This window comes from Flagellimonas sp. CMM7 (assembly GCF_021390195.1).
GTDB lineage: Bacteria > Bacteroidota > Bacteroidia > Flavobacteriales > Flavobacteriaceae > Flagellimonas.
In genome coordinates this window covers 3,216,327-3,239,609 of sequence record NZ_CP090003.1, presented here as the reverse complement: position 1 = coordinate 3,239,609, position 23,283 = coordinate 3,216,327, and the positions used below count along the sequence as shown (strand labels likewise).

The window sequence follows — 23,283 nt, the reverse complement described above, 5'->3', positions numbered from 1 at the left end:
AACTATAGTCAAATCCTATACCATTACAAATATCATGTCAATTTGACATTTTATTAACAAATAATACTGACATAATGTCTTTAGTTGTAGTGCGCTTTAAAAATATTAATGAGCACATCTGGCGGAACAACCTTATCTGGGTATTTGTGCATCACCTCTAAAACTTGCCCAATTGCAGATGGGGGAAGCCCCATGGCAAGACCAATATTATGTAGTGTGTGTATTTCTTTTTCATGTTGCTCTTGATCTATATTCATTAAAAGCAACAACCTATTAAACTGAACAATGCGCTCTGCCTGTGACTTTAGAACTACTTTGGGAGATTTCTCCTTTAAAAGCGCATCAAATGTTTCTTTTTCAACACCTAAATTTGAAGCCACCCCAAGCAAAAAATCATACTCCGACTCTTTAAGTGAATAATCCACCCTAGCAAAAGCAATCATTTCTGAAAGAATGCTTAATTTTTCTTTTTGAGTACCCATTACGCTGGTTTTGAGGCTTGGTTCATATAAGATAACTCCAAAACAACCCACTTTAGTGCCTAAAAGAGCTTGAATTCCTTAGGGGTGAAACCAGTTAACTCAAATAATCATAAGGAATTACGCAATGTACTCTTAACGAGACCGTGTAAATTCCACCCTTCACCATAGTATTTAATTTCGATTCTTCATAATGCAACCTGTATTTGCAATGAAACATATCTGTAGAAATTGATGGAAAACAAAAAAGGGCAACGTTAACAAAACGTTGCCCCTAAGTTTTTCAAGATAGAAAAGTTATCCCAATACTTCTTTGACCTTATCAGCCGCTTCTTGAAACTGAACCGCTGAATGTACAGCCAATCCAGAGTTGTCTATAATTTCTTTGGCCAATTCCGCATTCGTACCTTGTAACCTTACTATGATTGGCACTTTAATAGCATCTCCCATATTTTTATAGGCATCTACAACACCCTGCGCTACACGGTCACAACGCACAATACCACCAAAAATATTGATAAGGATTGCCTTTACATTAGGGTCTTTTAAAATGATACGGAAGGCCTCCTCTACTCTTTTTGCATCTGCGGTACCTCCAACATCCAAAAAGTTAGCTGGTTCACCGCCTGCCATTTTTATCAAATCCATTGTCGCCATAGCAAGTCCGGCCCCATTCACCATACATCCTACATTACCATCCAAATCAACATAGTTCAATCCTACTTCCCGGGCTTCAACCTCAATAGCGTTTTCTTCGCGTAGGTCACGCATTTCAGCATAGTTCTTTCTTCTGTACAACGCATTATCATCTATAGACACCTTTGCATCCACAGCCATTATTTTATCATCTGATGTCTTTAAAACCGGGTTTATTTCAAACATACTTGAGTCACTTTCAACATATGCCCTATAAAGTGAGGAAACAAACTTTGTCATTTCTTTGAAAGCCGTACCTGATAATCCCAGATTAAAAGCAATTTTACGGGCTTGGAAAGGCATTAATCCTGTTGCAGGGTCAATCTCTTCAGTGAAAATCAGATGTGGAGTCTTTTCCGCAACTTCCTCAATATCCATTCCTCCTTCTGTAGAATACATGACCATGTTTCTACCAGTAGCCCTATTTAATAAGACTGACATGTAAAATTCATTGGTCTCACTATCACCAGGGTAATAAACATCCTCAGCTATAAGTACTTGATGTACTTTTTTACCTTCTGCAGAAGTCTGAGGAGTGATTAGATTCATTCCTATTATGTTTCCTGCTATCTCTTCTACTTCTTTCAAGTTTTTGGCCAGTTTTACCCCGCCACCTTTACCTCGACCACCTGCATGGACCTGTGCTTTTATTACATGCCATCCTGTTCCTGTTTCCTGTGTAAGTCGTTTGGCAGCATCAACTGCTTCTTTAGCATTGCGAGCAACTAATCCGCGTTGGATTCTAACTCCAAAACTTGCTAAAATTTCTTTCCCTTGATATTCGTGAAGATTCATCTGTGAACTAACTTTTATTTGCAGACAAAAATAGAAAACGACATTGACAAATAGAAGGTGAAGAAAGAATAATTAGAAATGAGTTTCGTTTTGATGAGGTAATTGAAAAAAGCACCTCTAAATAGTGCTTAAGAAGGCAATAAATTAAACAGTGAAATTTTTAAAATCCAAAGGGTCAAAATTTTTAAAATGTCCATTCATTTCAATAATTCCTTTTGTACGGTTAACCTCACTCAGCACTGTTGCAGTAGCTTTTAAATGGCTTTTGATAAACAACAATCGGTCTGTCTCATTTGAAATCTGAAGAAGTTCATATTCCTGTTCAAAAGAAAGTCCCATTTTATGGGCAAGAGAATAACTATTAAACTGCTTAGGAGAGATTTTAGTGAAAGGCACATCCATTAGGTCGTATAATTTTTCAACCTGAAGCAGCACTTCTTTCCTCAATCCTTCGTTCGCATCATTTTCAACATCCAAAAATTCAACATCTCCTCCTGCATAAAGCTTTCCTTCCAATTGATTCTCAAAAGATAGAATTTTAAAAACTTGTCGCGCCACACAAACCACATCCATTTCTCCGCTTTCATAGGTTGTTACCACTTCAACCAATTGCACCTCGGTACCATAAACAAGGGTGTTATTTATAAAAACAGGGATACCAAATGTTATGGCCTCCTGCCTGCAATCATTAATCAATTGCTTGTAGCGTTCTTCAAAAATATGCAGTGGTACGGTTTCTCCTGGAAAGAAAACAGATTGCAATGGTAATAGGGGTAATCTCATCATTGTAATTTGTGATAAATGTACAATGCCAAGTTTAAAGGAACAAGTGATAATTAATTATCACTTGTTATTTTTAAAACAAATTGTTATATCTATATTATTTAGGATGATATTCTTGTAGAACTAAATCGCAACGTTTAGATTTGTTCAAAAGATTAATAGTTTATGAATTCCTTAAGTCTATTGAAAATTGCCAAGCAATTTGATGCACCACTATATGTATACGATGCTGAAAAGATTTCTTCACAGTTTAAACGTTTGACCAATGCCTTTAAAGGTGTTAGCAACCTGCGTCTAAACTATGCGGCCAAAGCACTTTCCAATATATCAATCCTTCGGTTGATGGACCATTTGGGTAGCGGCTTGGATACCGTTTCCATTCAAGAAGTAAAACTAGGACTTACGGCGGGCTTTAAGCCAGAATCTATTATCTATACACCTAACGGAGTTTCTTTGGAAGAGATTGAAGAAGCTTCAGCTCTTGGTGTGCAAATTAACATCGACAATCTATCAGTTTTAGAACAGTTTGGCAGCAAACATCCAGATGTTCCAGTCTGTATTCGAATTAACCCGCATGTAATGGCTGGCGGTAATTCCAATATCTCTGTAGGCCATATAGATTCAAAATTTGGCATAAGTATCCATCAGATTCCGCATTTATTGCGCATTGTAGATTTAACTCAAATGAACATCAATGGTATTCATATGCATACTGGAAGTGATATTTTAGATATTGATGTCTTTCTTTATGCATCTGAAATCTTGTTTGAAACAGCCAAAAATTTCAAAGATTTGGATTTCATAGACTTCGGAAGTGGTTTTAAAGTTCCCTATAAAGCCGGAGATATTGAAACCAATATTGAAGAATTGGGAAGGAAATTAACAACCAGATTCAATGAATTCTGTAAAGAGTATGGAAAAGAACTTACATTGGCTTTTGAACCAGGAAAGTTTTTAGTGAGTGAGGCGGGTCATTTTTTAGCCAAGGTCAATGTAGTAAAACAAACAACCTCCACTGTTTTTGCCAGTGTCGATTCAGGATTCAATCATCTCATTAGGCCTATGCTGTATGGAGCATCACATGAAATAAGTAATATTTCCAACCCAAAAGGAAGAGAACGTTATTACTCCGTTGTTGGCTATATATGTGAAACGGATACATTTGGTAGTAACCGAAGGATTAGCGAAATCTCTGAAGGTGATATCTTATGTTTCAAGAACGCAGGTGCCTATTGTTTTTCCATGGCCAGCAATTATAACTCCAGATTTAGACCTGCTGAAGTACTTTGGCATAATGGAAAGGCCCATTTAATAAGAAAGCGCGAGACTTTTCATGACATCCTTAGAAATCAAGTGGATGTAAAAGAACTGTTTGAGTCTCCAGAAAAAATAGCTACAAAGTAGCATGGGAGTTATTGCTCTATTCATATCAATAACTTTAATCTTCTTAGCTAGCTTACATTTTTATTGGGCCATATTTGGCATCAAGGATCCTTCATCTGTGCTTCCTACAAACTTAAAGAGCAATAAAGTAAAATCCCCCGGGAGATTTGGTGCTGTATTTGTTGGTTTTGCATTGCTTTTCTTTGCCTTTGTTTTTATTAACAAAGTATCCGTTTATATTGAATCAGATTGGCTAAACTATGCTTCCATTGGTATTGGGCTTTTGTTTATCATTCGTGCTTTGGGAGATTTTAAGTATGTTGGTTTTTTTAAATCTGCCAAGAACAGTCGGTTTTCAGCTTTGGATACCCGATACTATTCACCTTTATGCCTGCTTCTGGGTGCACTTATCCTAATTTTAGAGCTTTTGGGTTAAATACTATTTTGGCACAATTTTCGTTAGTTTTGTAATAGTCGTAAGACTAAACCCTCAAAACAAAGAACGATGCGCGCAGTTTTTACCTACACTACTCAAATAAGTTTACTTCTTTTTCTTTTGGTTGGATTTCAAACCCAGGCCCAAAACGTGGAATGGCTAAGTTGGAATGAAGCGGTTGAATTATCCCAAACTGATGCCAAACCCAAAAAATTGTTTATTGATGTTTACACGGACTGGTGCGGCTGGTGCAAGAAAATGGATAAGGATACTTTTCAAAATGAAGAAGTTGCAGCATATATGAGAAACAATTTTTATATGGTAAAATTGGATGCAGAAGGTAAGGACCCAATCGATTTCCAAGGTGAAACTTTCAATTTTGTAGCTTCAGGAAGACGAGGATACCATGAGTTTGCCGCTGCTTTGTTACAAGGTAAAATGAGTTATCCTACAGTTGTATTTCTAGATGAAAAATTAAATATGCTTTCTCCAGTACCCGGATATCAAAAAGTAAAACCCTTTTTACAGATCGCTCGTTATTTTGGTGACAATATTTACAAGGATAAAGATTGGAACACTTATGCTGGTCTAGGCAAATAGATAAGCCTTTTTTTACAAAATAGAGACTACCAGAAACCCTAAATACGTTCCCAGAGCATTCCCTAAGGTACCAACCAGTATTGCAGGTAAAATCAATTCTTTTCGATTAAACGTTTCAGCAAGTGCAATGGCAGAAGTTCCACCGCCAATATTCGCCTGACTTGCAATTGAAATCATATCCCAATCCCTAAACGTAAATGTTCCTAGCAGAATTATAATACATCCATGGATAAAAACGGCTATTGACGTAAACAATAATAGCGTAAGCCCAACTTCTTTTAGCGCTATTACCGAACTTATTTCACAATACGCACCAATTACGGCAAGAAATAGGTAAACCAGATATAGTCCCAGTGTATGACCTCCTTTTAATTTGGAAACAAAAGAAGTCTGTGCGAGTATAATACCCAAAGTAGAAAGTGTAATGATGGACGGTATTTTTGGAAGAACCTCGGCAATAAGTTCGGAAACCAAGAATGCCGCCAAACCAATAAACAACAACCAACCCATGGATTGTAAATCGATCGCATCATTTTCCGTTTTATCATTTTCAACAGGAGAAGCACTGATTTTTTTGTCTTTAAAAAAGCGTCTCAGCAAAACGGGGAACGCTATCGTAACAATCACCCAAATTGCGGTAATTACATTATCTACGGCAATGGCTCCAGCATAGAGCGTTCCACGTTCCTGAAAGTCATATGCCAATGCAACCGCATTAAAATTAACGCTGCCTCCAGTATAAGTTCCTGTGAGCATTCCTGCCAATATTTTTCCGTCATCGCCCAAAACATTTTGTGGTGAAACCAGGTACCATGAAACTAAAATGCCCAATACGGTAGCCAATGAACCTATTAAAAACAAACCGATCATAGGTGCGCCTGCTTTCTTAATGGACCTTAGGTTTGCCCCCAATAATAAAAAGAATATGGAAATAGGCGCTAAATAGCTAAAAATAGCATCGTACAAAGGAATTGTATTTGAGGCAGAGGGAATAAGTTTCAGATTGGCAACAACGGCGGTAAAAACAATGACCAACAATGCAGTACCCATAGGTCTTCCCCACTTTGTTTTAGCTGCATATAATGATAAAATTACCATCAAACATAAAACAGTTAATACGTAAACAGGGTTTTCTATAAAATTCATGCGTTAGAATGCCAATAGAATAGCAAACATAACGAATTGGTTTAGTTATTCAACCAACCGCTTTTGGCAACTAGCCAAAGACATTTAAGCTCAGATTATGGATTACCTACTATAGTTTGGGCTCTCTTTGGTAATGGTAACATCATGTGGGTGACTTTCATTAATGCCACTAGCAGTGATTTTTACGAAACGACCAGATTCTTTTAAGGTTTCAATATCTGCAGCTCCGCAGTAGCCCATACCAGCTCTTATTCCACCAACAAATTGATGAATACTCTCAAATAAATCTCCTTTATAGGGTACGCGACCTACAATACCTTCTGGGACCAATTTCTTAATATCGTCCTCCACATCTTGAAAGTAACGGTCCTTACTACCTTCCTTCATGGCTTCAACAGAACCCATTCCGCGGTAAGATTTAAATTTTCGTCCTTCATAAATAATGGTTTCGCCAGGAGATTCCTTGGTTCCTGCCAATAATGAGCCCAACATAACAGTGTCGGCTCCTGCTGCAATAGCTTTTGGAATATCACCTGTGTACCTAATTCCACCATCTGCAATTACGGGCACTCCACTGCCTTTTATGGCAGCAGCAACCTCTAAAACTGCTGAAAACTGTGGAAACCCAACACCAGCAACCACTCGAGTAGTACATATAGAACCAGGGCCAATACCTACTTTAACGGCATCTGCTCCAGCTTCAACCAAATATTTTGCTGCTTCTCCGGTAGCAATATTTCCTACAATGACTTCCAATTCAGGGAAAGACTTCTTAACATTTTTAAGGACATTCACCACTCCTTTGGTATGGCCATGTGCGGTATCAATTACGATAGCATCCACTCCGGCATTAACCAATGCTCCTGCCCTATCCACTGCATCTGCTGTTACACCAATAGCTGCAGCCACTCGCAGTCTCCCATATTGGTCCTTATTGGCCATTGGCTTTTGAGTAAGTTTGGTGATATCCCTAAAAGTAATTAACCCAACAAGTACATAATCATTATTAACAACCGGTAATTTTTCAATTTTGTTTTTTTGCAAAATCACCTCTGCATCTTCTAGCGAAGTACCTTCTCCAACGGTAACCAAATTATCAGAAGTCATTACCTCTGTAATAGGTCGATCATCATTTTTTTCAAACCGTAAATCACGATTGGTAACAATTCCTATTAGTTTTTTATTTTCATCTACAATAGGGATTCCGCCAATACTGTGCTCTTTCATGTTTGCTTTGGCGTCCCTAACAATCGAATTTAATGGTAGCGTAACTGGGTCCATTATCATTCCACTTTCTGCCCTCTTGACCTTTCTTACCTTGACAGCTTGCTGCTCAATGGTCATGTTTTTATGCAGAACACCAATTCCCCCCTCTTGAGCCATGGCAATAGCCATTTGGGATTCGGTAACGGTATCCATCGCTGCGGAAACAATAGGTACATTAATGGTAATATTTCTTGTGAATTTTGTCTTGATACTAACTTCTCTAGGGAGTACTTCTGAATATCCAGGGACTAGGAGAACATCATCATATGTTAGTCCTTCTCCAACAATTTTTTTAAGGTGGGCTTCCATTGCAATTACGGATTAATTGCGTGCAAAGGTACCATATTTTATTTCAAATTTTCCTATTGCTAAAATGGTGTTAGTTTTATAATTATTTTTATTTAGACTTATTATAAATAATATATCTTTACACTATAACTTTTAGCTTATGTGTCCTTCCATAAAAATATTGAATCAGTCCAAAAACGGGATATTTACCTTCTGTAATGAGAGTAAACTTTTCCAAATGATTTTCAACAATTTGTGCTTTGAATTTTATGAATGGGAACTGGAAGCATTTAAATCCCATATTTCAGAACTGGATTTAGAATATTGGGAAAAAACTCTGATGAGTTCATTACATCAGCGAAAAATACCTATCTCCATCGGTAATAAACATTTTATCATTCTTGTAAATAGACAGGAAGTATGCGAAATAAAGTGCTTGCTAAACATTCATAGGAATCCAATCCCGCTATTGAAATCAAAGGATATTGACTATACTTCTATAGAAAACTAACTCCTAGATGTCCTCTGGCTTTAGTAGATTTGGAAAGCGGCCATTGGATTCAGCTGCTTTCTTTTTTTATGAAATTCCTTTATAGCTTTATCTGTAAAGTTGTATAAAAAGTTCGTGGTTCTGCAGGAATGATGCCCGGTCCAGGATATCCTGTAGCCCTTCTGGAAAAATATGAATTATCCAATAGGTTATTGATACCTGCTTCTAATTTGAATTTTTTATAGGTGTAAGACAATGATAAATCCATAATATCATAGGAAGGTATTGCTCCCTCAATACCTCTTTGATTGTCATCTATATCTTGAGGTGCATTTGTAGCATCCGTAAATTGTTCCGATAAATAGGTATATTGAATACTGCCCAGCAAATTCCCATACCCAAAACTAATTCCAGTTTTTAAATTAACTTTAGGAATAAATTCTACTTGGTTTCCTTCTACATTGTTTTCCTCAGAAGACAGGTATTCTGAATTGGTTAAAGCAATATTTGCGAAATAATTCAACCTTACCTTATCATTATCTTTAAAAAAGAATTCTTTCAGGCTTAAATCCGCAAACCCTTCAAGACCGTACATGAAGGCAGTTCCAATATTTCCCCTAAAACGGACTATTCTGCCAGTTTCAACCAATTCACCCAGAGCATTAAGTCTGGTTTCACTTTGTAAAACCTCTCCTAAACGGTCATCGTACAACAACCCAAAGGCACTTACATCATAGTTAAGGTAATTTCCAAGTCTTCCTCTAGCTCCAATATCTGCCGTAAATCCATCTTCATCCGAAATATTTTCATCTATCTGAAAAGAAGGGTTCACTACTCGAATATCATTAAAGGTTACAGAACGATAGTTTTGAGAGAAATTAGCGTACAACTCCATACCCTGAGCTAGCTTATATGAAGCACCTATTCCCAATAGAAAGAAACTTCGCTCAAATGTTCTATCATCAGCAATCTCTTCATTTAAAAGTGGGTTTCCGGCCAAATCCAAAATAATATTCCTAAAACTCCCTTCGCTTCCGGTTTTGATATATTCGAATCGAAAACCGGGAGTAATTGAAAATTTATCTGATATATTAAAAATATTCTCTCCAAAAACCGCCAAATTCAAATTGGGGAACTCAAACTGAGATTGTCTTTCATAATTGGGAAACTCATCATCTGCGAACTCAAACTCTGGATCAGTGGAGGCCGTTCCAGGTCCTTGTCTTTGATCATTTGAAGTTTGATAGTATTTAGACCCTATCAAAAAGACCGCATCCTTTTCTCCAATTCGGTATCTGGTAAGTAGTCTTGCCTCAGCTCCCCAATTCTGAAAATTATCCACTAACAGTTCTCTTGGTTCGTTAACGTCATCTGGTTGTGAAACTCTATTAGTTCTAAAACCAAGCGCATTTCTAGAAGCATCCAAGGTGAAAAGATTTAAACTAAAATCTGTATTTACAGAGAATCGATGATCTAAGCGTAATGAAAAGAGTTTCCAATCTACATTGAACCAATTTCTATCTCTGTTGCTAAAAGTAGGGGCATCCAAAAACTGGGCATCTGTTAATCCTCCAGGTTGCTTGGTTAAATAATTGAATAATGTAGCTTCAAAAGTCAGTTTGGTTTTATCAGATATTTGATATCCAAAATGACCATAATAATTACGACTGTTGAAATTTGAATTAGGCCGAAATCCATTTCCTTCCTTATAATTGAAGTAAGTATAATAGCTAAATTTACCCGCAGTACCGCTTAAACTGTTAAAACTGGTCAGCAAATCATAAGAACCCACCGTCTGCCTAGAGACCAATTCTATTTTTTTTGATGGATTGGGCTTTTTAAACTTAAAATTGACCAAGCCTCCAAACTGTGGCCCATATTGTAATGACGCTGCTCCTCTGACCACTTGAATTTCACTTAAAGCCTCAGCAGGAGGTGTATAATAACTTTCCGGGTAACCCAAAGCATCAGCACTTATATCGTAACCGTTCTGACGTACATTAAAATTAGCTGTTCGATTGGGATCCAATCCACGGCCGCCTATATTTAACTGCAGGCCTGCATCTCCGTTTTCATAAATATTTAATCCAACTACTTGGCTGTAGATTTGTCGCGGGTTGTTTGCTGCCAAATTGCCTGTTAAATTATCTATCAGGATTACTTCACTTTTTTTGCCGGCATAAATAGCGGTGCCTTCCACTTTTTTAAGCTGTTGAAGTCTAAAAACTTTCTCTCGTTCCTTTGTTAAGACAACCTCGGATAATTGCTCGCCTAAAGGCTGTAACAAAATATCCGTTTTTTGATTTGCCGATATTTGAACCGATTGTTCATATACCTGAAATCCAAAAGCGAAAACTACCAGATTGTATGCTCCGCTAGAGATATCGTCAAAATAAAAGTTACCAGTTTCCGAAGTCGATGTCAACAATTGTAACTCTTTAATATATACTTCGGCATCCGTAATTGGGGTGTTGTTAGAATCGCTAACAACTCCAGAGAAGCTATTTTGCCCCCAAGCAAATGCCGAAACAAGTAAAAGGAAAATGGTGCTCTTAAATACCTTTGATGTCATCATTGAATGGTAATATCCACGTTTTGTGTTCAAATGAATCATGTTCTTTTGTCAAATCTATATTTGGGTCTATGTACGGTTGGCTCACCCTACCATTTAAAGCCACAAAGCTTTCTACATAAATGCTAATGTTTTTATGTCCTTCTTTTTCAAAATGGTCTTTTAAGTAGTGAGCATATTCTATAATGAAATCTGGTTGGAAAGCCATTTGCTTTTCCTGAAAAGTTGTCAAAAAGTCCGTGTTGTCCACATAAAACCATTTTCCACTTTTTTGATCAACAATTTTGAATTGTGCATATCCTGACTTTTCCATTAGCATTACACGCCATGAGAACCGATACCCTTCTTCCGTCCAAAACAATTCTCCAGGGTATGCTAAATACCTCCAAGGAAAACCCAATTGTATTACAAAAAAGAGCGCTATGAGCGTATATTTTAACTTGTTCAATGCTCCATTTTGATATCTAAGCACTTTAGTATTTTCAAATTGAGGTTTGGAAACTTTAACCACCCTAGAAATAAATTCCAAGATTTTGTGATGAAATTTGACATCAAAAAAGATAAGAGCGGAAACAATCATAATATACGGGAACATCCCAATTGGAAACAGTACACGCGTTAGCAAATGAAACACCACTACTAGAAAAAAGGCAAAATATCTGGTTCTTGAATAAAGCAGTAGAAAAGGAATGGCAAGATCATACACTGCTCCTCCCCAACTAAAGGCAAAATGCACCCATTCTTTTCCCATAAGCTCCCCTATCAAGGGAATATCAAACTTTGAGGGTAACCAAATCTTTAAGGGCATTGCTTCTACAAGCCAGTCCGAATTGAGTTTTGCCAGTCCGGCATAAAAGTAGACAGTGCCCAATAACAATTTTACACTATCAACTGTCCACTTTGGGACAAATTGAAATGCTTTTTTTGGATTCCTTTTTGCATCAATGGAAAAGTATGCATCAGCTGGAAGAAATATCATTAAAAAGGACAATGCACTAATAAAATAGTAGTGGTTTAGATAAGTGGTTTTGTCCATTAATTCTATATAGGTAAAAGATAAAAAGAACAATACTATGCTCAAGCGATACTTATACCCCAATGCTATACCTATTGCAGAAATGGCACAAACCACAAAAATTAAATAGGTTATGGAACCTAAAGGTTTCACCCATTCAAAACCATAGTATGAGAAATGAAATTTGGGCTCCAGATACAATTTTTCTATCCATCCATTGGCCCAAAAACGAACAATGCTCAAAAGCATCATAATTCCAAAAAAAATACGAAAGACCGCCAAAGGGGCGGCCTCAATGTCTTTTTGAAGGTATTTGGTAAAGTTTAAATTCATTTAATCTCCATCGGCATCAACAAAATCAATACTGATGCTCATTGCAGACACCATATCTACCTTAAATGAAGGTACAACTCTTTGCACCTCATCATAGGATAATAACATATTTGTTGGAGGACTATTATTTTCTATTTCATTCCTAAAGGTATCCAAAGCCGTTACCATACTGCGGGCCTCATCTAGCTGATCATTAATGAGCTTGGCTAAATCCTCTCCATCTTTTACCGTGTTTAAGTCATCCAAATAAGAGGCTAGACTTTCACCAGTAGGTGCTGCGCCAAAATGCTTTCCGTTAAATAAATCTTGAACTGCGTTCAATCCTTCTAAAAACAACATTTTACTTATATCTGCTTTATGAAAAGCTTCTATCGTATTAGGGGCTGGAGTGCCTGTGAAAACTCCCAATGGAATTCCCATTTTTCCAGCTCTAAGAAACTTTTCATAATAGAAAATGTAGTCGTTTACAAACCGATCTACCGAAGCCGTTGAGGACGAACCATCATTATTTACAAAAGTGTCGCGATATGTACCTTCCCATTGGCCTACAACATCATCTGTTAATGACCTCATATCTGAAAGAATGTCATCAATATAATTCAATGTATTATCTGCATCTGTTCCACTTGCCAATCTGGCAACCAATGCCGTATCATCACTTTCCAATCCGTTCAACAAATAATCCAATGCAGGAAACCCTTTGGTATCTCTATTGGATGGTAGGGAAAGGTCATATCCCCCCATATCAATATGTAATTGAATTAAATCGGTATCTGAAGGATATGTGTTCATGTTCAAACGATATCCAATGACCTCAGCCGGTCCTGTTTCAAACAAAGAAACCCGTTGCCAAGCCAAATAAGCGTTTAACCATGCTGTACGGAAAAAAACTAAGTTATCCACACTCCTATCGGCTGAGAAAGTGGTGAACGAAGCCTCTAAAGTTGAAAGTTCCGTTGAAAAAGATTGATATGCCGGAATAATGATGTTATCTGCCCAGTTGACCAACATGGCACCTCTATCAAAAGTAACTGGCACTTCATCATCTATAACACTAACATCATCATCTGTTCCGTTCTCTCCCGAACTATCCGAAGAACAAGCCCAAATCAGGAATGGAATTGCAAATAACAGATACCAATACTTTTTCATTCTTTATTTTTATTTATTCTAATTAAAAGCGTTCAAATATAGTAAAAGAGATGAATTAATCCTTTGGAAATTCATCTCTTTTTACTCATTCTGAAAGAATTAAATTTTCCTTGACCCTTCTACTCTCCTGCCTGCTCAACGGTGAAGCTAAATCTTTCTGCTATAGCCTCTGCAATGTCGTCCAAAGTAGTTGGTGTTACATCCCAAAGTCCGTTAACGCCATCATCAAGCAAGTCCACTAAAAATGCATCCACTTCTGCTTTGGTGAAATATGGTTCATTAGTGCCTGGTTTTCTGGTAAATTGAAGACTATAAATAAATCCATAACCTTCTGACAAATCATGAAATGCACCGCCAAATTCAGGAACTACCTGATCTATTGCGTTCTTACCTTGTTGCAGATAAAATACAGCTCTTATTGCTATCACCTCAGAAATTAAACCTCGTATAATTTCTGCTTGTTCATCACGTACGGTATAATTTTTAGCTACAATAGCTGCCCTACCAAGTTTAAAAGCTTGATAAATATCATCAGCAATACCTTCAAAATCGGTATCGCCTTCTACTCTACCAATATATTTGTTCAAGAAACTATCCGCTCCTAAATCTGCATTGGGATCAGCGGAGTCAGCATTAATTCCATAGGCATATCCATAAGCTTCGTCCCACTTGTGCTCCATATTGGTATATGTTTTACCTTCAGCTACAGTACCTGCATCATTATCAGCAACATTATCTCCAGCTTCCAAAACATCGGTGCCTAGATAATTATTTAAGGCTTGATCCACCATAAGCGCTCCAATCAACCCTTTATTAAACAATTGATTATATTCCAGACCTTTTGCACTAATATATCTTGTTGAAGTACCATCTGCAATTTGACCAGCAGTACCAGCCGTAGCAGCTATATTCCAATTTGGAAAGACATCATCCACTTGGGACTTAATCCAACCTTCAAAATCTGCACGAATCAATGCTTGGTCCGTCGCATTAGAGGAAAAGAAATCATTTGAGGCTGCGGTCTTACTTCTAATACTCTTATCTGAAGCATTCAAATCTGGATCTTCAAAATCAACAGCTCCTTCTACATGGGCAAACATTGCATCTAACACCGCTTCTGTTGTAGTTTCATCCTTAAGTTTCGCTATCAACTCTTCTCCCATTAGAATTCTTGTTGTCTGACCACTAAAACTTACTGTAGATTCGCCATCTCTTTCGAAAACATATGTAGTGGGATTACTAATTGCAATTTCACATGGAGCACAGCTTCCGCCGCAATCCACTCCCGTTTCATCACCATTTTGTTCACCATCATCACATGTTGCTACAGCCATTGGATCGTCATCCCCTGTTGCATCATCATCACTGGAACATGCCACAAACATCGTTGCAACTAAAGTCAAAAAGAAAAACCTTTTTAAAAGCATTATTAAGTTTATTTAGATTAGTTATAAATAATTTTAAAACAGCAAATATATCTTGCCCAATGAAAAAGTGCAAGTTTATTTAGACTTAATTTAAATAAAGTGTAAGATTTAACATTTAATAATCCAGTATATTATATAAGAAGCTTTAGTGGTAGACAGAAAACAGTTCCGTAGCCTTGTTGTAAGCGGCCTCAAAAACCATCCAGTTAACCCCAGAATCGGCTTTTTCCGAAGTAAAATAAGACAGCATCTTTTCTGTTGGCATATTTCCGGTGAGTTCATCCTTTGCCATAGGACAACCTCCAAAGCCTTGTACCGCACCATCAAAACGACGACAGCCTGCCTTATAGGCTGCATCTACTTTTTCATGCCATCTGGTGGGTGTTGTATGTAGATGTGCCCCAAACTCTATATCAGGGTATTTGGGTATCAAATTTGAAAACAAATACTCTATAACTTCTGGCGTAGAGCTTCCGATAGTATCAGAGAGCGATAAGATTTTCACACCCATTGCCGCTAACTTTTCGGTCCATTTGCCAACAATTTCAACATTCCAGGGGTCTCCATAAGGATTTCCAAAACCCATTGATATATAGGTTACCACTTCCTTATTATTGGCATTGGCTATTTCTAAAATACCCTTCAACGTTTCCACAGATTGCGCAATAGTTTTATGGGTATTACGCATTTGAAAGTTTTCGGAAATGGAAAAAGGATATCCCAAATAGTCAATTTCTGGATGTGTACATGCATCGCTAGCCCCTCTTATATTGGCAATAATCGATAAAAGTTTACTTTTAGTTTTGGAAAGATCTAATTGAGATAAAACTTCTGCAGTATCAATCATCTGGGGAATAGCCTTCGGCGAAACAAAACTTCCAAAATCTATAGTATCAAAGCCACATCCCAACAAGGATTGAATGTACTTTGCCTTTTCTTTTGTGGGAATAAAGGTTTTAATGCCTTGCATGGCATCTCGTGGACATTCTATGAGTTTAACTTTTGACATAGCCTGAATGTAAAATTACCACTATTTATCCGATAGAAATAGATAAATGGCAATCCCAACAAACACAATAATTTGAAGCCATTTTAGATAGACCCCTACTTTTTGCCGTGCCAAAATATATTTAGATATGTTTCCTGCCAGCAAGGCTATAGTACTAAAAACAATACATGCCGACAACATAAAAAGTATTCCAAGCACATAAAACTGAATTACGGTATTTAGTTCAGTACTAAATAAAAATCCAGGGAAAAATGCCAAAAAGAAAATCGTGACTTTTGGGTTAAGCACGTTCATGGTAAACCCTCTCCAAAATAATATTGTAAACCCTTTTTTTGAATTTCCTTTTGTATTTAAGTCTATCGAAGAATCACTTTTGTAAACCTTTACGGCCAAGTAGAGCAGATATATTGCCCCAAATAGTTTAATGATAAAAAAAAGCGTGTCACTTCTTTTAATGACTTCCGAAACACCAAAAGCCAAGAAAGTGGTGTGCACCAAACAACCACTTACAAGTCCAGCAACTACAGCCAACCCAGATTTTACTCCATTTGATATGCTTTGGGTAAGTACAAAGATGTTATCAGGCCCCGGTGAAATGGCCAGTGCTGTAGAAGCCATCACAAACACAAAGAGCGTATCATAATTCAAACCAAATAGATTTAGCTTGGAAAAATACAAAATAATACAAGTGCCCAATACGGAAACCTACCAGGTATATGATGGCGGCTTAATATTGTTCATGCGGAGATAGAGATTGGCCTTGGCCCTATGATTGGTTAAATGGTCCTGCACATAGAAAAAGGCAAAAGCTCTGCTTACCGTATTACCACTATGGTACATTACGCAAGTCTCATCCAACTTTGATTGCTCTATTGTGTAAATTATTCCCTCGGTATATTTGAAGCCTTTTTTTAGTAGCTGTAAGATTTCTTGCTTACTCATTTTAGAAGCATCCGGGGTATTTGGTTTTACTTCCATGCCTTGTACATATCTTTTTGTAAGTAATTCTACTGTATACCCAATATGTACCAATTGCTCTGCAAAAGTTTTGCTTTCCGGTGTTGGTCTATAGCTATATAGCTCTTCAGGCATAGCATTTGCAACTTCCAAACAGTGTTTTTCAGCTTCTAACCAAACAGGAAGATACATTTTAGTAAAATCTGTTTTGGGTACTCTTTGCGTTTGAGCAACCATTGTGGCGGTAAACAACAAAAGTAACGAGGTGCAAGCTATACTTCTCATTATTGAGCATTAGATTGAGCTTTTGCTAAAATAGCTTGGTTTATCTTTTTAACCAAAGAGGGCCCTTCATATACGAACCCTGTGTAAAGTTGAATCAAGTCGGCGCCAGCATCCAACTTTTCCAATGCATCTTCTGCAGAATGTATTCCCCCTACTCCAATAATTGGAAATGCTTTATTACTTTTCTCAGCTAAAAACCGAATCACTTCTGTGCTTCTTTTGGCAAGTGGTTTTCCGCTTAATCCCCCTTTTTCTTCTGAAATTATAAGATGGGACTTTAGCCCTTTTCTGGAGATGGTCGTATTGGTTGCAATAATTCCATCAATTGCGGTATCAGCCATTATGGACACAATATCAAGCAATTGATCATCTGTTAAATCGGGTGCAATTTTTAATAAAATAGGCTTTTCCTTTACTGCTCGTTTCTTCGCCAATTTTCCATTTTGACGTTTTAACTTTTTCAACAGATTGGTCAATGGCTCTTTATCTTGCAACTCCCTTAAACCTGGGGTGTTTGGAGAACTTACATTGACCACAAAATAATCTACATATTCAAAAAGCGCCTCAAAACATATCAGATAATCCTTTATGGCATTCTCATTAGGGGTCAATTTATTCTTTCCAATATTACCACCAATAAGTACCCTATGTTTTTTCTTTAATTGTTCAACCGCTTCAAAAGCTCCTTTATTATTAAACCCCATCCTGTTGATGATGGCTTCATCATCCAATAATCTAAACAATCGTTTTTTAGGATTTCCATCTTGCGGCTTGGGAGTAAGCGTGCCTATTTCCACAAAACCAAAACCAAAATCAGACAGTTCGTTGTAAAGCTTAGCGTCCTTATCAAATCCCGCCGCCAGTCCAACGGGGTTTTTGAACTTCAACCCAAAAACTTCACGTTCCAGTAATGGATCATTGATTACAAAGGTCTTTCTAAACAATCCTGAAAGTCCTAATTTGGAAAGTATCTTTATTGCCCAAAAAGAAAAATGATGAGCAGTTTCTGCATCAAGAAGAAAAACTAATGGGCGAATGAGGAACTTGTACATTTAAAAAAATTTGAACAAAAATATAAACTCTTAAATCAGATTTTGGAAAATCAGTTATTTTTCGTCAACTGACCTATCTACATAAATAGGCAATAAACTTAATTGATTGCATAGTTCTAGATAGAAATTATATTGTTTGTCATTAAAAATTGATAATAATCGTTTGTCCAACATTCGCACATTTTGTTTCATGCTATCTAGAATATCTTTGTATTTGTAGGACATTACTATTAAATCTTCTGGAGAACTTTGTTCAGATTTTTTTAAAAGATAACCCGCCTGGTCTTTCAAAATTTCATTTCTGATCTTGAGTTCGGCTCCCCAATTCTTCATTTTTTCCTTTTGATCTTCATTGAGTTGAAAAACCTCTTCGATCACTTCGTCATCCTGTCCGCCAATACCCAAAATACACTCTTCTTGGGCCGCACAATGCAGACTGCATATCACAAAAAAATAAAAAAGAAATCCTTTCAATTGGGTTGATTTTCTAAAGTTGGGAAAGATAACTTTTCAAGTACTCTTTTTCTTAAAATCACGATTGAATAAACGTTATTTTTGATGAAACGCACTTTATGGAAAAATTACTACCCCGATTTCTAGAATATGTGTCCATTGATACGCAAAGTGACCCTTATTCCAAAACTACTCCCAGTACAGAAAAACAATGGAACTTGGCCAAAAAGTTGGTCATGGAACTTCATCAGATTGGAATGCAGGACGTATCCATAGATGAAAATGCCTATATCATGGCAACCTTACCGAGTAACATTGATAAAAAAGTGCCGATCATAGGCTTCATATCCCACATAGATACTACGCCAGATTTTACAGGGAAAAACATTAAACCACAAATAGTTGAAAATTACGATGGAAAAGACATAGTGCTCAACAAAGCAAAGGACATCGTGTTATCTCCAGACTATTTTGAAGATTTATTGCAGTATGAAGGTCAAACGTTGATTACCACAGATGGCACCACCCTGCTTGGTGCAGATGATAAGGCAGGAATTGCGGAGATTATTACGGCAATGGAGTATTTAGCAGAGCACCCAGAAATAAAGCATGGCGAAATTCGCGTTGCTTTTACGCCTGATGAAGAAATTGGAAGGGGAGCCCATAAATTTGATGTGGAAAAATTTGGGGCAGCTTGGGCCTATACCATGGATGGAAGTCAAGTCGGTGAGCTGGAGTTTGAAAATTTTAACGCAGCCAGTGCTAAAATTAAAATTGAGGGCAAGAGCGTTCACCCTGGCTATGCCAAGAATAAGATGGTAAATGCCATTGGTATTGCCAATGAGTTTTTGAGCCTTATGCCTCCCAGAGAAGTGCCGGAAAAAACCATGGACCGGGAAGGTTTTTTTCATGTCCACAAAATAAAAGGTGAAATAGAGAATGCGGAGATAGAACTTATCATCCGTGATCATGATGAAAACCATTTTGAAGCTAGAAAAGAGCTGCTAAAGGATATTACAGATAAACTCAATAAAAAATATGGAGATTATGTAGTGCTTCATATTGAGGATCAATACCGGAACATGCGCGAAAAAGTGGAGCCTGTTTTCCACATTGTCGAAATTGCGAGAGAAGCTATGGAATCCCTGGGTATTGAGCCCATTATAAAACCGATAAGAGGAGGTACAGATGGCTCTCAATTAAGTTTTATGGGACTCCCATGTCCCAATATATTTGCGGGAGGACATAACTTTCACGGAAAATATGAATATGTGCCTTTGGAAAGTATGGAAAAGGCCGTACAGGTCATTGTGAAAATTTGCGAGCTTACCGCTATTCAAATTAAGTAAGATGGAAAAAGCGGAAAAACTGAATATATACTACCAAGCGGAACATCCCTTTAGGGAAGGAATCTGCGCATTGCGAGAACTAGCTTTACAAACCAAGAGTGTAGAAGATTACAAATGGAATATACCGGTGTATACCATAAACGGTAAAAATGTGTTTGGTATTTGTAGGTTTAAAAACCATTTTGGGGTATGGTTCTATAATGGTGTTTTTCTAAAAGATCCAAAAAAAGTATTGCGCAACGCCCAAGAGGGAAAAACCAAAGCAATGCGCCATTGGTATTTTTCTTCTGAAAAGGATATTGATAAGGAGGCGGTCTTGGCCTATATGGTAGAGTCTATTGAAAACCAAGAAAAAGGACTTTCCATTGCCCCAGAAAAATCTTCAAAGGAATTGCAAGTGCCAACATTGTTAAAGCAAGCTTTGGTAAAAGACACTGCTATTAAAACTGCATTTGAAGCCCTTTCTCCATACAAGCAAAAAGAATTCTGCGAATATATTCTGGAAGCCAAACAAGAAAAGACCAAAGCCAGAAGACTGGAAAAAATTTTACCAATGATTAAAAAAGGGATGGGCCTTAATGATGCTTACCGCTAACAAGTTTAAAAGCTCCTTTGCTCATCATCCTGAGCTGGTCGAATGAAGGAATCATGTTCCTAAATTCGTACGGGTCATTCATTAATTTGGTCTGGATTTTTACAAAAAATTCCCGAACTTCACTTATCAGTTGCTAAAGAATCGTTAAAACGATTTTTAGCTTATCGTTAGGCAATATTTCCAAATAGATGGAAAATACTAAATACAAAAGAATACAAGATTATCTAATATCAATTTTCGAACAAAGAGGTTTTGTCGCGGAAAGAAATCAAGACATATCGGATATAGATAATTTTATCATTCAATTCAAAAAGACCAATGATTTAAAAAAAGACTTGGTTCATGTAAGTGTACAATCAGACTCCAAAAGACACAATCTAGTTATTCTTTTTATTGCAAGAAAGAGAATAAACGATGTAGAGGTTTATATTAATAATAAAAGACGAAAGTTACTTCAGGATTCGCGAGGAGAAAATTATACTATTCAAACCTTTAGGGGCTTTTTGGAAGATATAAGACTTATTCCCATTTCGGAAATTCAGAAGGATATAGGGTTATTTTTAGATAGAATCCAAAAATTTGTAGAAAGCATTGTTCTAAAATCCTTAACTCGATACAAAACCATCCACCATTTGGAAGCGGCAGTAAACAAAGAAATAAATAATGCTAAGCCATTATGGGGCAATGTATTTTGGATTCAAAAAATTATAATTTCCAAGCTGTCAGACTCGGGCAATTATGAAATGTTGTTCAAATACATCATGGAGATGCACATGAAATGTTTAGAGCAAGAAGTGGACAACAATGAAAAAGAATACTATCAAAATTGTGTTGATGTTCTTTTAGAACTACGGGCAGAGTTACAAAATGTACAACCTTACAATATTGTGCTAAATTAATTTCAAATTATTGATGAAAGTTTTACTAGAAAAAGATTGGTGTTATACACTTTACAGTAATAATGAGTCATACAGGTTAGAAGTCATATGTGGTTCGATAGCATTGTACGAATTAAAAATATTATTAAATCAGAAAGAAATAGAAAAGTTTTTGAACCATGGAGAATCATATATTATTGAATTGGCTGAGGATATTTCGAAAAATTCAACATCATATTTAAAACGATCAATTAAAAATTAATTTAAATGAAGGACATTGCCCAGCAATGTATAACTGTAATTACCGCGAATCGACTATGTCCGAATCCACTCGGAATTGCTAACGTCTGTGCCAAACCAAAATTAACGCATATTAACCCGTAACTGAAGGTTATACGAGACCGATAAGTGCACCCATAATAAAGGATGTTACTTATTCAACTTTTGGTAGCTTCCAGCCATTGTGGTAGGTATTGTTGAGCAATAAATCAGCTTCACTTTTATTGAAACTGGATTTTTCGGTATCCCAGAACAATCGTTCCCCTGTTTTAAAAGCAATATTACCCATATGGCAAACCTTGGCCGCATCGTATCCAACTTTTATAGGGGCTCTTAATATAGTTTTATCCCGCTGTTTTACTGCTTCAACAAAGTTGGCCGTATGCAGGTCTAATCCGTTACCTGTATTGGGTTGCAATGGAACCGGTTCTATTTTGGGTCCAAGGTCCTCACTCCAATTTGGACGGTTTTTTTCTGGAATTACCTCCCAACCTCCACGATCTAACACCAAAGTACCATTGTTTCCGATAAAAGCTATTCCGTGGTTTCGTCCATAATTGCCCCCATCAATGCCCGTTGCATGTTCCCATAATAGTGAGAAGCCATCAAATTCATAAACGGTCTGTAAAGTGTCCGGGGTTTCAGACGCATCATTGGGGTATGCAAATTTTCCACCCAAAGCCATAATAGACTTAGGTGTTGAAGCTTTCATTCCATACAGGGCATAATCTATGAGGTGCACCCCCCAATCAGTCATTAGCCCACCCGCATAGTCCCAAAACCATCTAAAATTAAAGTGAAATCTATTTTGGTTGAAAGGACGGTGTTGCGCAGGGCCCAGCCACATTTTATAATCCACCCCGTTTGGAACGGCACTATTGGGAACTACCGGCACAGGTTTCATCCAGCCTTGGAATGCCCAGGCCTTGGCCATGCGTATTTTTCCCAAGGCCCCAGAGTGCACATAATTAATGGCGTCCACAAAATGAGGTTGACTACGCTGCCATTGCCCTATTTGAACCATCCGATCGCTAGCATTGACCTGGTTCAACATTACATCACACTCGGCTATGGAGTTGGCAATAGGTTTCTCGCAATACACATCTTTTCCTGCTTGCAAGGCGTCAATCAATTGTAGGCAATGCCAATGATCTGGAGTACCCACAATTACAATATCCAAATCTTTATTTTCCAGTAGTTTTCGGTAGTCGCTGTATAACTTTGGTTTTTTAAGACCTGCTTTTTCCAAATCTGCCACACGTTGTTTAAGCACATTTTCGTCTATATCGCACAGCGCCAAGACATTGATTTCCGACATTTTTAGCATAGAGGTCAGATTGGCAAAACCCATCCCCTTGCATCCGATTAGGCCCACATTAATTCGGTCGTTAGCTCCTACCGTTTTTCGCATTGTGGCTAAAAGTTCCATTGGGAATAGTGTTGAGGCCGCCATTCCTCCAACCAATAAAGCGTTTCTTTTGATGAAATTTCTTCTAGTTTCCATAATAAAAATTGATACTTAACAAGTTATCACTTTTTTATCATTTTGACCCAAAACAAAAAAA

At 37.2% G+C, this 23,283-nt stretch carries 22 protein-coding genes; 7 read left to right on the top strand and 15 right to left on the bottom strand.

The features are described from left to right. Positions 1-80: 80 nt before the first annotated feature. The 3 genes from LV704_RS14585 to LV704_RS14575 form a co-directional block, all read right to left on the bottom strand. Positions 81-482 (bottom strand): TerB family tellurite resistance protein, encoded by a 402-nt coding sequence (locus LV704_RS14585; protein WP_163423010.1) that lies wholly within the window; start codon positions 480-482, stop codon positions 81-83. A 294-nt stretch (positions 483-776) separates the two neighbouring features. Then, positions 777-1,970: an ADP-forming succinate--CoA ligase subunit beta gene (gene sucC / locus LV704_RS14580; RefSeq protein ID WP_163423009.1), complete on the bottom strand. Its 1,194-nt coding sequence runs from the start codon at positions 1,968-1,970 to the stop codon at positions 777-779. A 144-nt stretch (positions 1,971-2,114) separates the two neighbouring features. Next, entirely contained in the window at positions 2,115-2,756 is a 642-nt protein-coding gene (locus LV704_RS14575; protein WP_233782054.1) for an LON peptidase substrate-binding domain-containing protein, read from the bottom strand. 162 nt (positions 2,757-2,918) lie between these two features. Here LV704_RS14575 and lysA point away from each other — a divergent pair, with 162 nt between their 5' ends. From lysA to LV704_RS14560, 3 genes are all read left to right on the top strand, one after another. Next, positions 2,919-4,157 carry a diaminopimelate decarboxylase gene (gene lysA / locus LV704_RS14570; RefSeq protein ID WP_163423008.1) on the top strand — a complete coding sequence of 413 codons (1,239 nt, stop codon included), beginning with the start codon at positions 2,919-2,921 and terminating at the stop codon, positions 4,155-4,157. Between the two features lies 1 nt (position 4,158). After that, entirely contained in the window at positions 4,159-4,572 is a 414-nt protein-coding gene (locus tag LV704_RS14565) for a DUF3995 domain-containing protein (RefSeq protein ID WP_163423007.1), read from the top strand. Positions 4,573-4,641: 69 nt separating this feature from the next. Then, positions 4,642-5,172: a DUF255 domain-containing protein gene (locus LV704_RS14560; RefSeq protein ID WP_163423006.1), complete on the top strand. Its 531-nt coding sequence runs from the start codon at positions 4,642-4,644 to the stop codon at positions 5,170-5,172. Between the two features lie 12 nt (positions 5,173-5,184). On the opposite strand, the gene LV704_RS14555 is transcribed toward LV704_RS14560, so the two are convergent. Beyond that, entirely contained in the window at positions 5,185-6,270 is a 1,086-nt protein-coding gene (locus tag LV704_RS14555; protein ID WP_163423141.1) for a DUF819 domain-containing protein, read from the bottom strand. A 150-nt stretch (positions 6,271-6,420) separates the two neighbouring features. Next, the gene (gene guaB, locus LV704_RS14550) at positions 6,421-7,893 is read right to left on the bottom strand and encodes an IMP dehydrogenase (RefSeq protein ID WP_163423005.1); all 1,473 of its coding nucleotides are present in this window, start codon (positions 7,891-7,893) and stop codon (positions 6,421-6,423) included. A 139-nt stretch (positions 7,894-8,032) separates the two neighbouring features. On the opposite strand from guaB, the gene LV704_RS14545 reads away from it, so the two are divergent. Then, the gene (locus LV704_RS14545) at positions 8,033-8,383 is read left to right on the top strand and encodes a DUF6686 family protein (protein ID WP_163423004.1); all 351 of its coding nucleotides are present in this window, start codon (positions 8,033-8,035) and stop codon (positions 8,381-8,383) included. A gap of 79 nt (positions 8,384-8,462) precedes the next feature. Here LV704_RS14545 and LV704_RS14540 read toward each other — a convergent pair whose 3' ends face one another. The 9 genes from LV704_RS14540 to LV704_RS14500 form a co-directional block, all read right to left on the bottom strand. Then, positions 8,463-10,934, bottom strand: a complete 2,472-nt coding sequence (locus LV704_RS14540) for a TonB-dependent receptor (RefSeq protein WP_163423140.1) — start codon at positions 10,932-10,934, stop codon at positions 8,463-8,465. Continuing rightward, complete coding sequence (locus LV704_RS14535) at positions 10,915-12,282, bottom strand: HTTM domain-containing protein (RefSeq protein WP_163423003.1); 1,368 nt, start codon at positions 12,280-12,282, stop codon at positions 10,915-10,917. Before LV704_RS14535 ends, LV704_RS14540 begins: the two co-directional genes overlap by 20 nt. After that, positions 12,283-13,434 (bottom strand): imelysin family protein, encoded by a 1,152-nt coding sequence (locus tag LV704_RS14530; RefSeq protein WP_163423002.1) that lies wholly within the window; start codon positions 13,432-13,434, stop codon positions 12,283-12,285. It lies immediately after the preceding gene. A gap of 119 nt (positions 13,435-13,553) precedes the next feature. Next, entirely contained in the window at positions 13,554-14,861 is a 1,308-nt protein-coding gene (locus tag LV704_RS14525; protein WP_233782052.1) for a DUF4856 domain-containing protein, read from the bottom strand. A gap of 145 nt (positions 14,862-15,006) precedes the next feature. Continuing rightward, a complete protein-coding gene (locus tag LV704_RS14520) occupies positions 15,007-15,870 on the bottom strand; it encodes a hydroxymethylglutaryl-CoA lyase (protein WP_163423001.1) in 864 nt (287 codons plus the stop codon). A 21-nt stretch (positions 15,871-15,891) separates the two neighbouring features. After that, the gene (locus LV704_RS14515) at positions 15,892-16,518 is read right to left on the bottom strand and encodes a LysE family translocator (protein ID WP_233782051.1); all 627 of its coding nucleotides are present in this window, start codon (positions 16,516-16,518) and stop codon (positions 15,892-15,894) included. Positions 16,519-16,575: 57 nt separating this feature from the next. After that, positions 16,576-17,112, bottom strand: coding sequence for a DinB family protein (locus LV704_RS14510; RefSeq protein WP_163423000.1), 537 nt, complete (start codon positions 17,110-17,112; stop codon positions 16,576-16,578). Continuing rightward, positions 17,112-18,164 carry a quinone-dependent dihydroorotate dehydrogenase gene (locus LV704_RS14505; RefSeq protein WP_163422999.1) on the bottom strand — a complete coding sequence of 351 codons (1,053 nt, stop codon included), beginning with the start codon at positions 18,162-18,164 and terminating at the stop codon, positions 17,112-17,114. Before LV704_RS14505 ends, LV704_RS14510 begins: the two co-directional genes overlap by 1 nt. Positions 18,165-18,218: 54 nt before the next feature. Next, positions 18,219-18,638, bottom strand: coding sequence for a hypothetical protein (locus LV704_RS14500; RefSeq protein WP_163422998.1), 420 nt, complete (start codon positions 18,636-18,638; stop codon positions 18,219-18,221). Positions 18,639-18,736: 98 nt separating this feature from the next. On the opposite strand from LV704_RS14500, the gene pepT reads away from it, so the two are divergent. From pepT to LV704_RS14485, 3 genes are all read left to right on the top strand, one after another. After that, a complete protein-coding gene (pepT, locus tag LV704_RS14495) occupies positions 18,737-19,966 on the top strand; it encodes a peptidase T (protein ID WP_163422997.1) in 1,230 nt (409 codons plus the stop codon). Between the two features lies 1 nt (position 19,967). Then, complete coding sequence (locus LV704_RS14490) at positions 19,968-20,561, top strand: YdeI family protein (protein ID WP_163422996.1); 594 nt, start codon at positions 19,968-19,970, stop codon at positions 20,559-20,561. A 188-nt stretch (positions 20,562-20,749) separates the two neighbouring features. After that, the gene (locus LV704_RS14485; RefSeq protein ID WP_163422995.1) at positions 20,750-21,460 is read left to right on the top strand and encodes a hypothetical protein; all 711 of its coding nucleotides are present in this window, start codon (positions 20,750-20,752) and stop codon (positions 21,458-21,460) included. 412 nt (positions 21,461-21,872) lie between these two features. Here the strand turns inward: LV704_RS14485 and LV704_RS14480 are convergent, their stop codons facing one another. After that, on the bottom strand, positions 21,873-23,222 hold the full coding sequence (locus LV704_RS14480; protein WP_163422994.1) for a Gfo/Idh/MocA family protein: 1,350 nt from the start codon (positions 23,220-23,222) through the stop codon (positions 21,873-21,875). Positions 23,223-23,283 lie beyond the last annotated feature (61 nt).

Bases quoted from the DNA above. Each gene is read 5' to 3' on its own strand.
- LV704_RS14585 (WP_163423010.1), bottom strand. From the start codon at position 482: ATGGGTACTCAAAAAGAAAAATTAAGCATTCTTTCAGAAATGATTGCT.
- sucC (WP_163423009.1), bottom strand. From the start codon at position 1,970: ATGAATCTTCACGAATATCAAGGGAAAGAAATTTTAGCAAGTTTTGGA.
- LV704_RS14575 (WP_233782054.1), bottom strand. From the start codon at position 2,756: ATGATGAGATTACCCCTATTACCATTGCAATCTGTTTTCTTTCCAGGA.
- lysA (WP_163423008.1), top strand. From the start codon at position 2,919: ATGAATTCCTTAAGTCTATTGAAAATTGCCAAGCAATTTGATGCACCA.
- LV704_RS14565 (WP_163423007.1), top strand. From the start codon at position 4,159: ATGGGAGTTATTGCTCTATTCATATCAATAACTTTAATCTTCTTAGCT.
- LV704_RS14560 (WP_163423006.1), top strand. From the start codon at position 4,642: ATGCGCGCAGTTTTTACCTACACTACTCAAATAAGTTTACTTCTTTTT.
- LV704_RS14555 (WP_163423141.1), bottom strand. From the start codon at position 6,270: ATGGTAATTTTATCATTATATGCAGCTAAAACAAAGTGGGGAAGACCT.
- guaB (WP_163423005.1), bottom strand. From the start codon at position 7,893: ATGGAAGCCCACCTTAAAAAAATTGTTGGAGAAGGACTAACATATGAT.
- LV704_RS14545 (WP_163423004.1), top strand. From the start codon at position 8,033: ATGTGTCCTTCCATAAAAATATTGAATCAGTCCAAAAACGGGATATTT.
- LV704_RS14540 (WP_163423140.1), bottom strand. From the start codon at position 10,934: ATGACATCAAAGGTATTTAAGAGCACCATTTTCCTTTTACTTGTTTCG.
- LV704_RS14535 (WP_163423003.1), bottom strand. From the start codon at position 12,282: ATGAATTTAAACTTTACCAAATACCTTCAAAAAGACATTGAGGCCGCC.
- LV704_RS14530 (WP_163423002.1), bottom strand. From the start codon at position 13,434: ATGAAAAAGTATTGGTATCTGTTATTTGCAATTCCATTCCTGATTTGG.
- LV704_RS14525 (WP_233782052.1), bottom strand. From the start codon at position 14,861: ATGCTTTTAAAAAGGTTTTTCTTTTTGACTTTAGTTGCAACGATGTTT.
- LV704_RS14520 (WP_163423001.1), bottom strand. From the start codon at position 15,870: ATGTCAAAAGTTAAACTCATAGAATGTCCACGAGATGCCATGCAAGGC.
- LV704_RS14510 (WP_163423000.1), bottom strand. From the start codon at position 17,112: ATGAGAAGTATAGCTTGCACCTCGTTACTTTTGTTGTTTACCGCCACA.
- LV704_RS14505 (WP_163422999.1), bottom strand. From the start codon at position 18,164: ATGTACAAGTTCCTCATTCGCCCATTAGTTTTTCTTCTTGATGCAGAA.
- pepT (WP_163422997.1), top strand. From the start codon at position 18,737: ATGGAAAAATTACTACCCCGATTTCTAGAATATGTGTCCATTGATACG.
- LV704_RS14490 (WP_163422996.1), top strand. From the start codon at position 19,968: ATGGAAAAAGCGGAAAAACTGAATATATACTACCAAGCGGAACATCCC.
- LV704_RS14485 (WP_163422995.1), top strand. From the start codon at position 20,750: ATGGAAAATACTAAATACAAAAGAATACAAGATTATCTAATATCAATT.
- LV704_RS14480 (WP_163422994.1), bottom strand. From the start codon at position 23,222: ATGGAAACTAGAAGAAATTTCATCAAAAGAAACGCTTTATTGGTTGGA.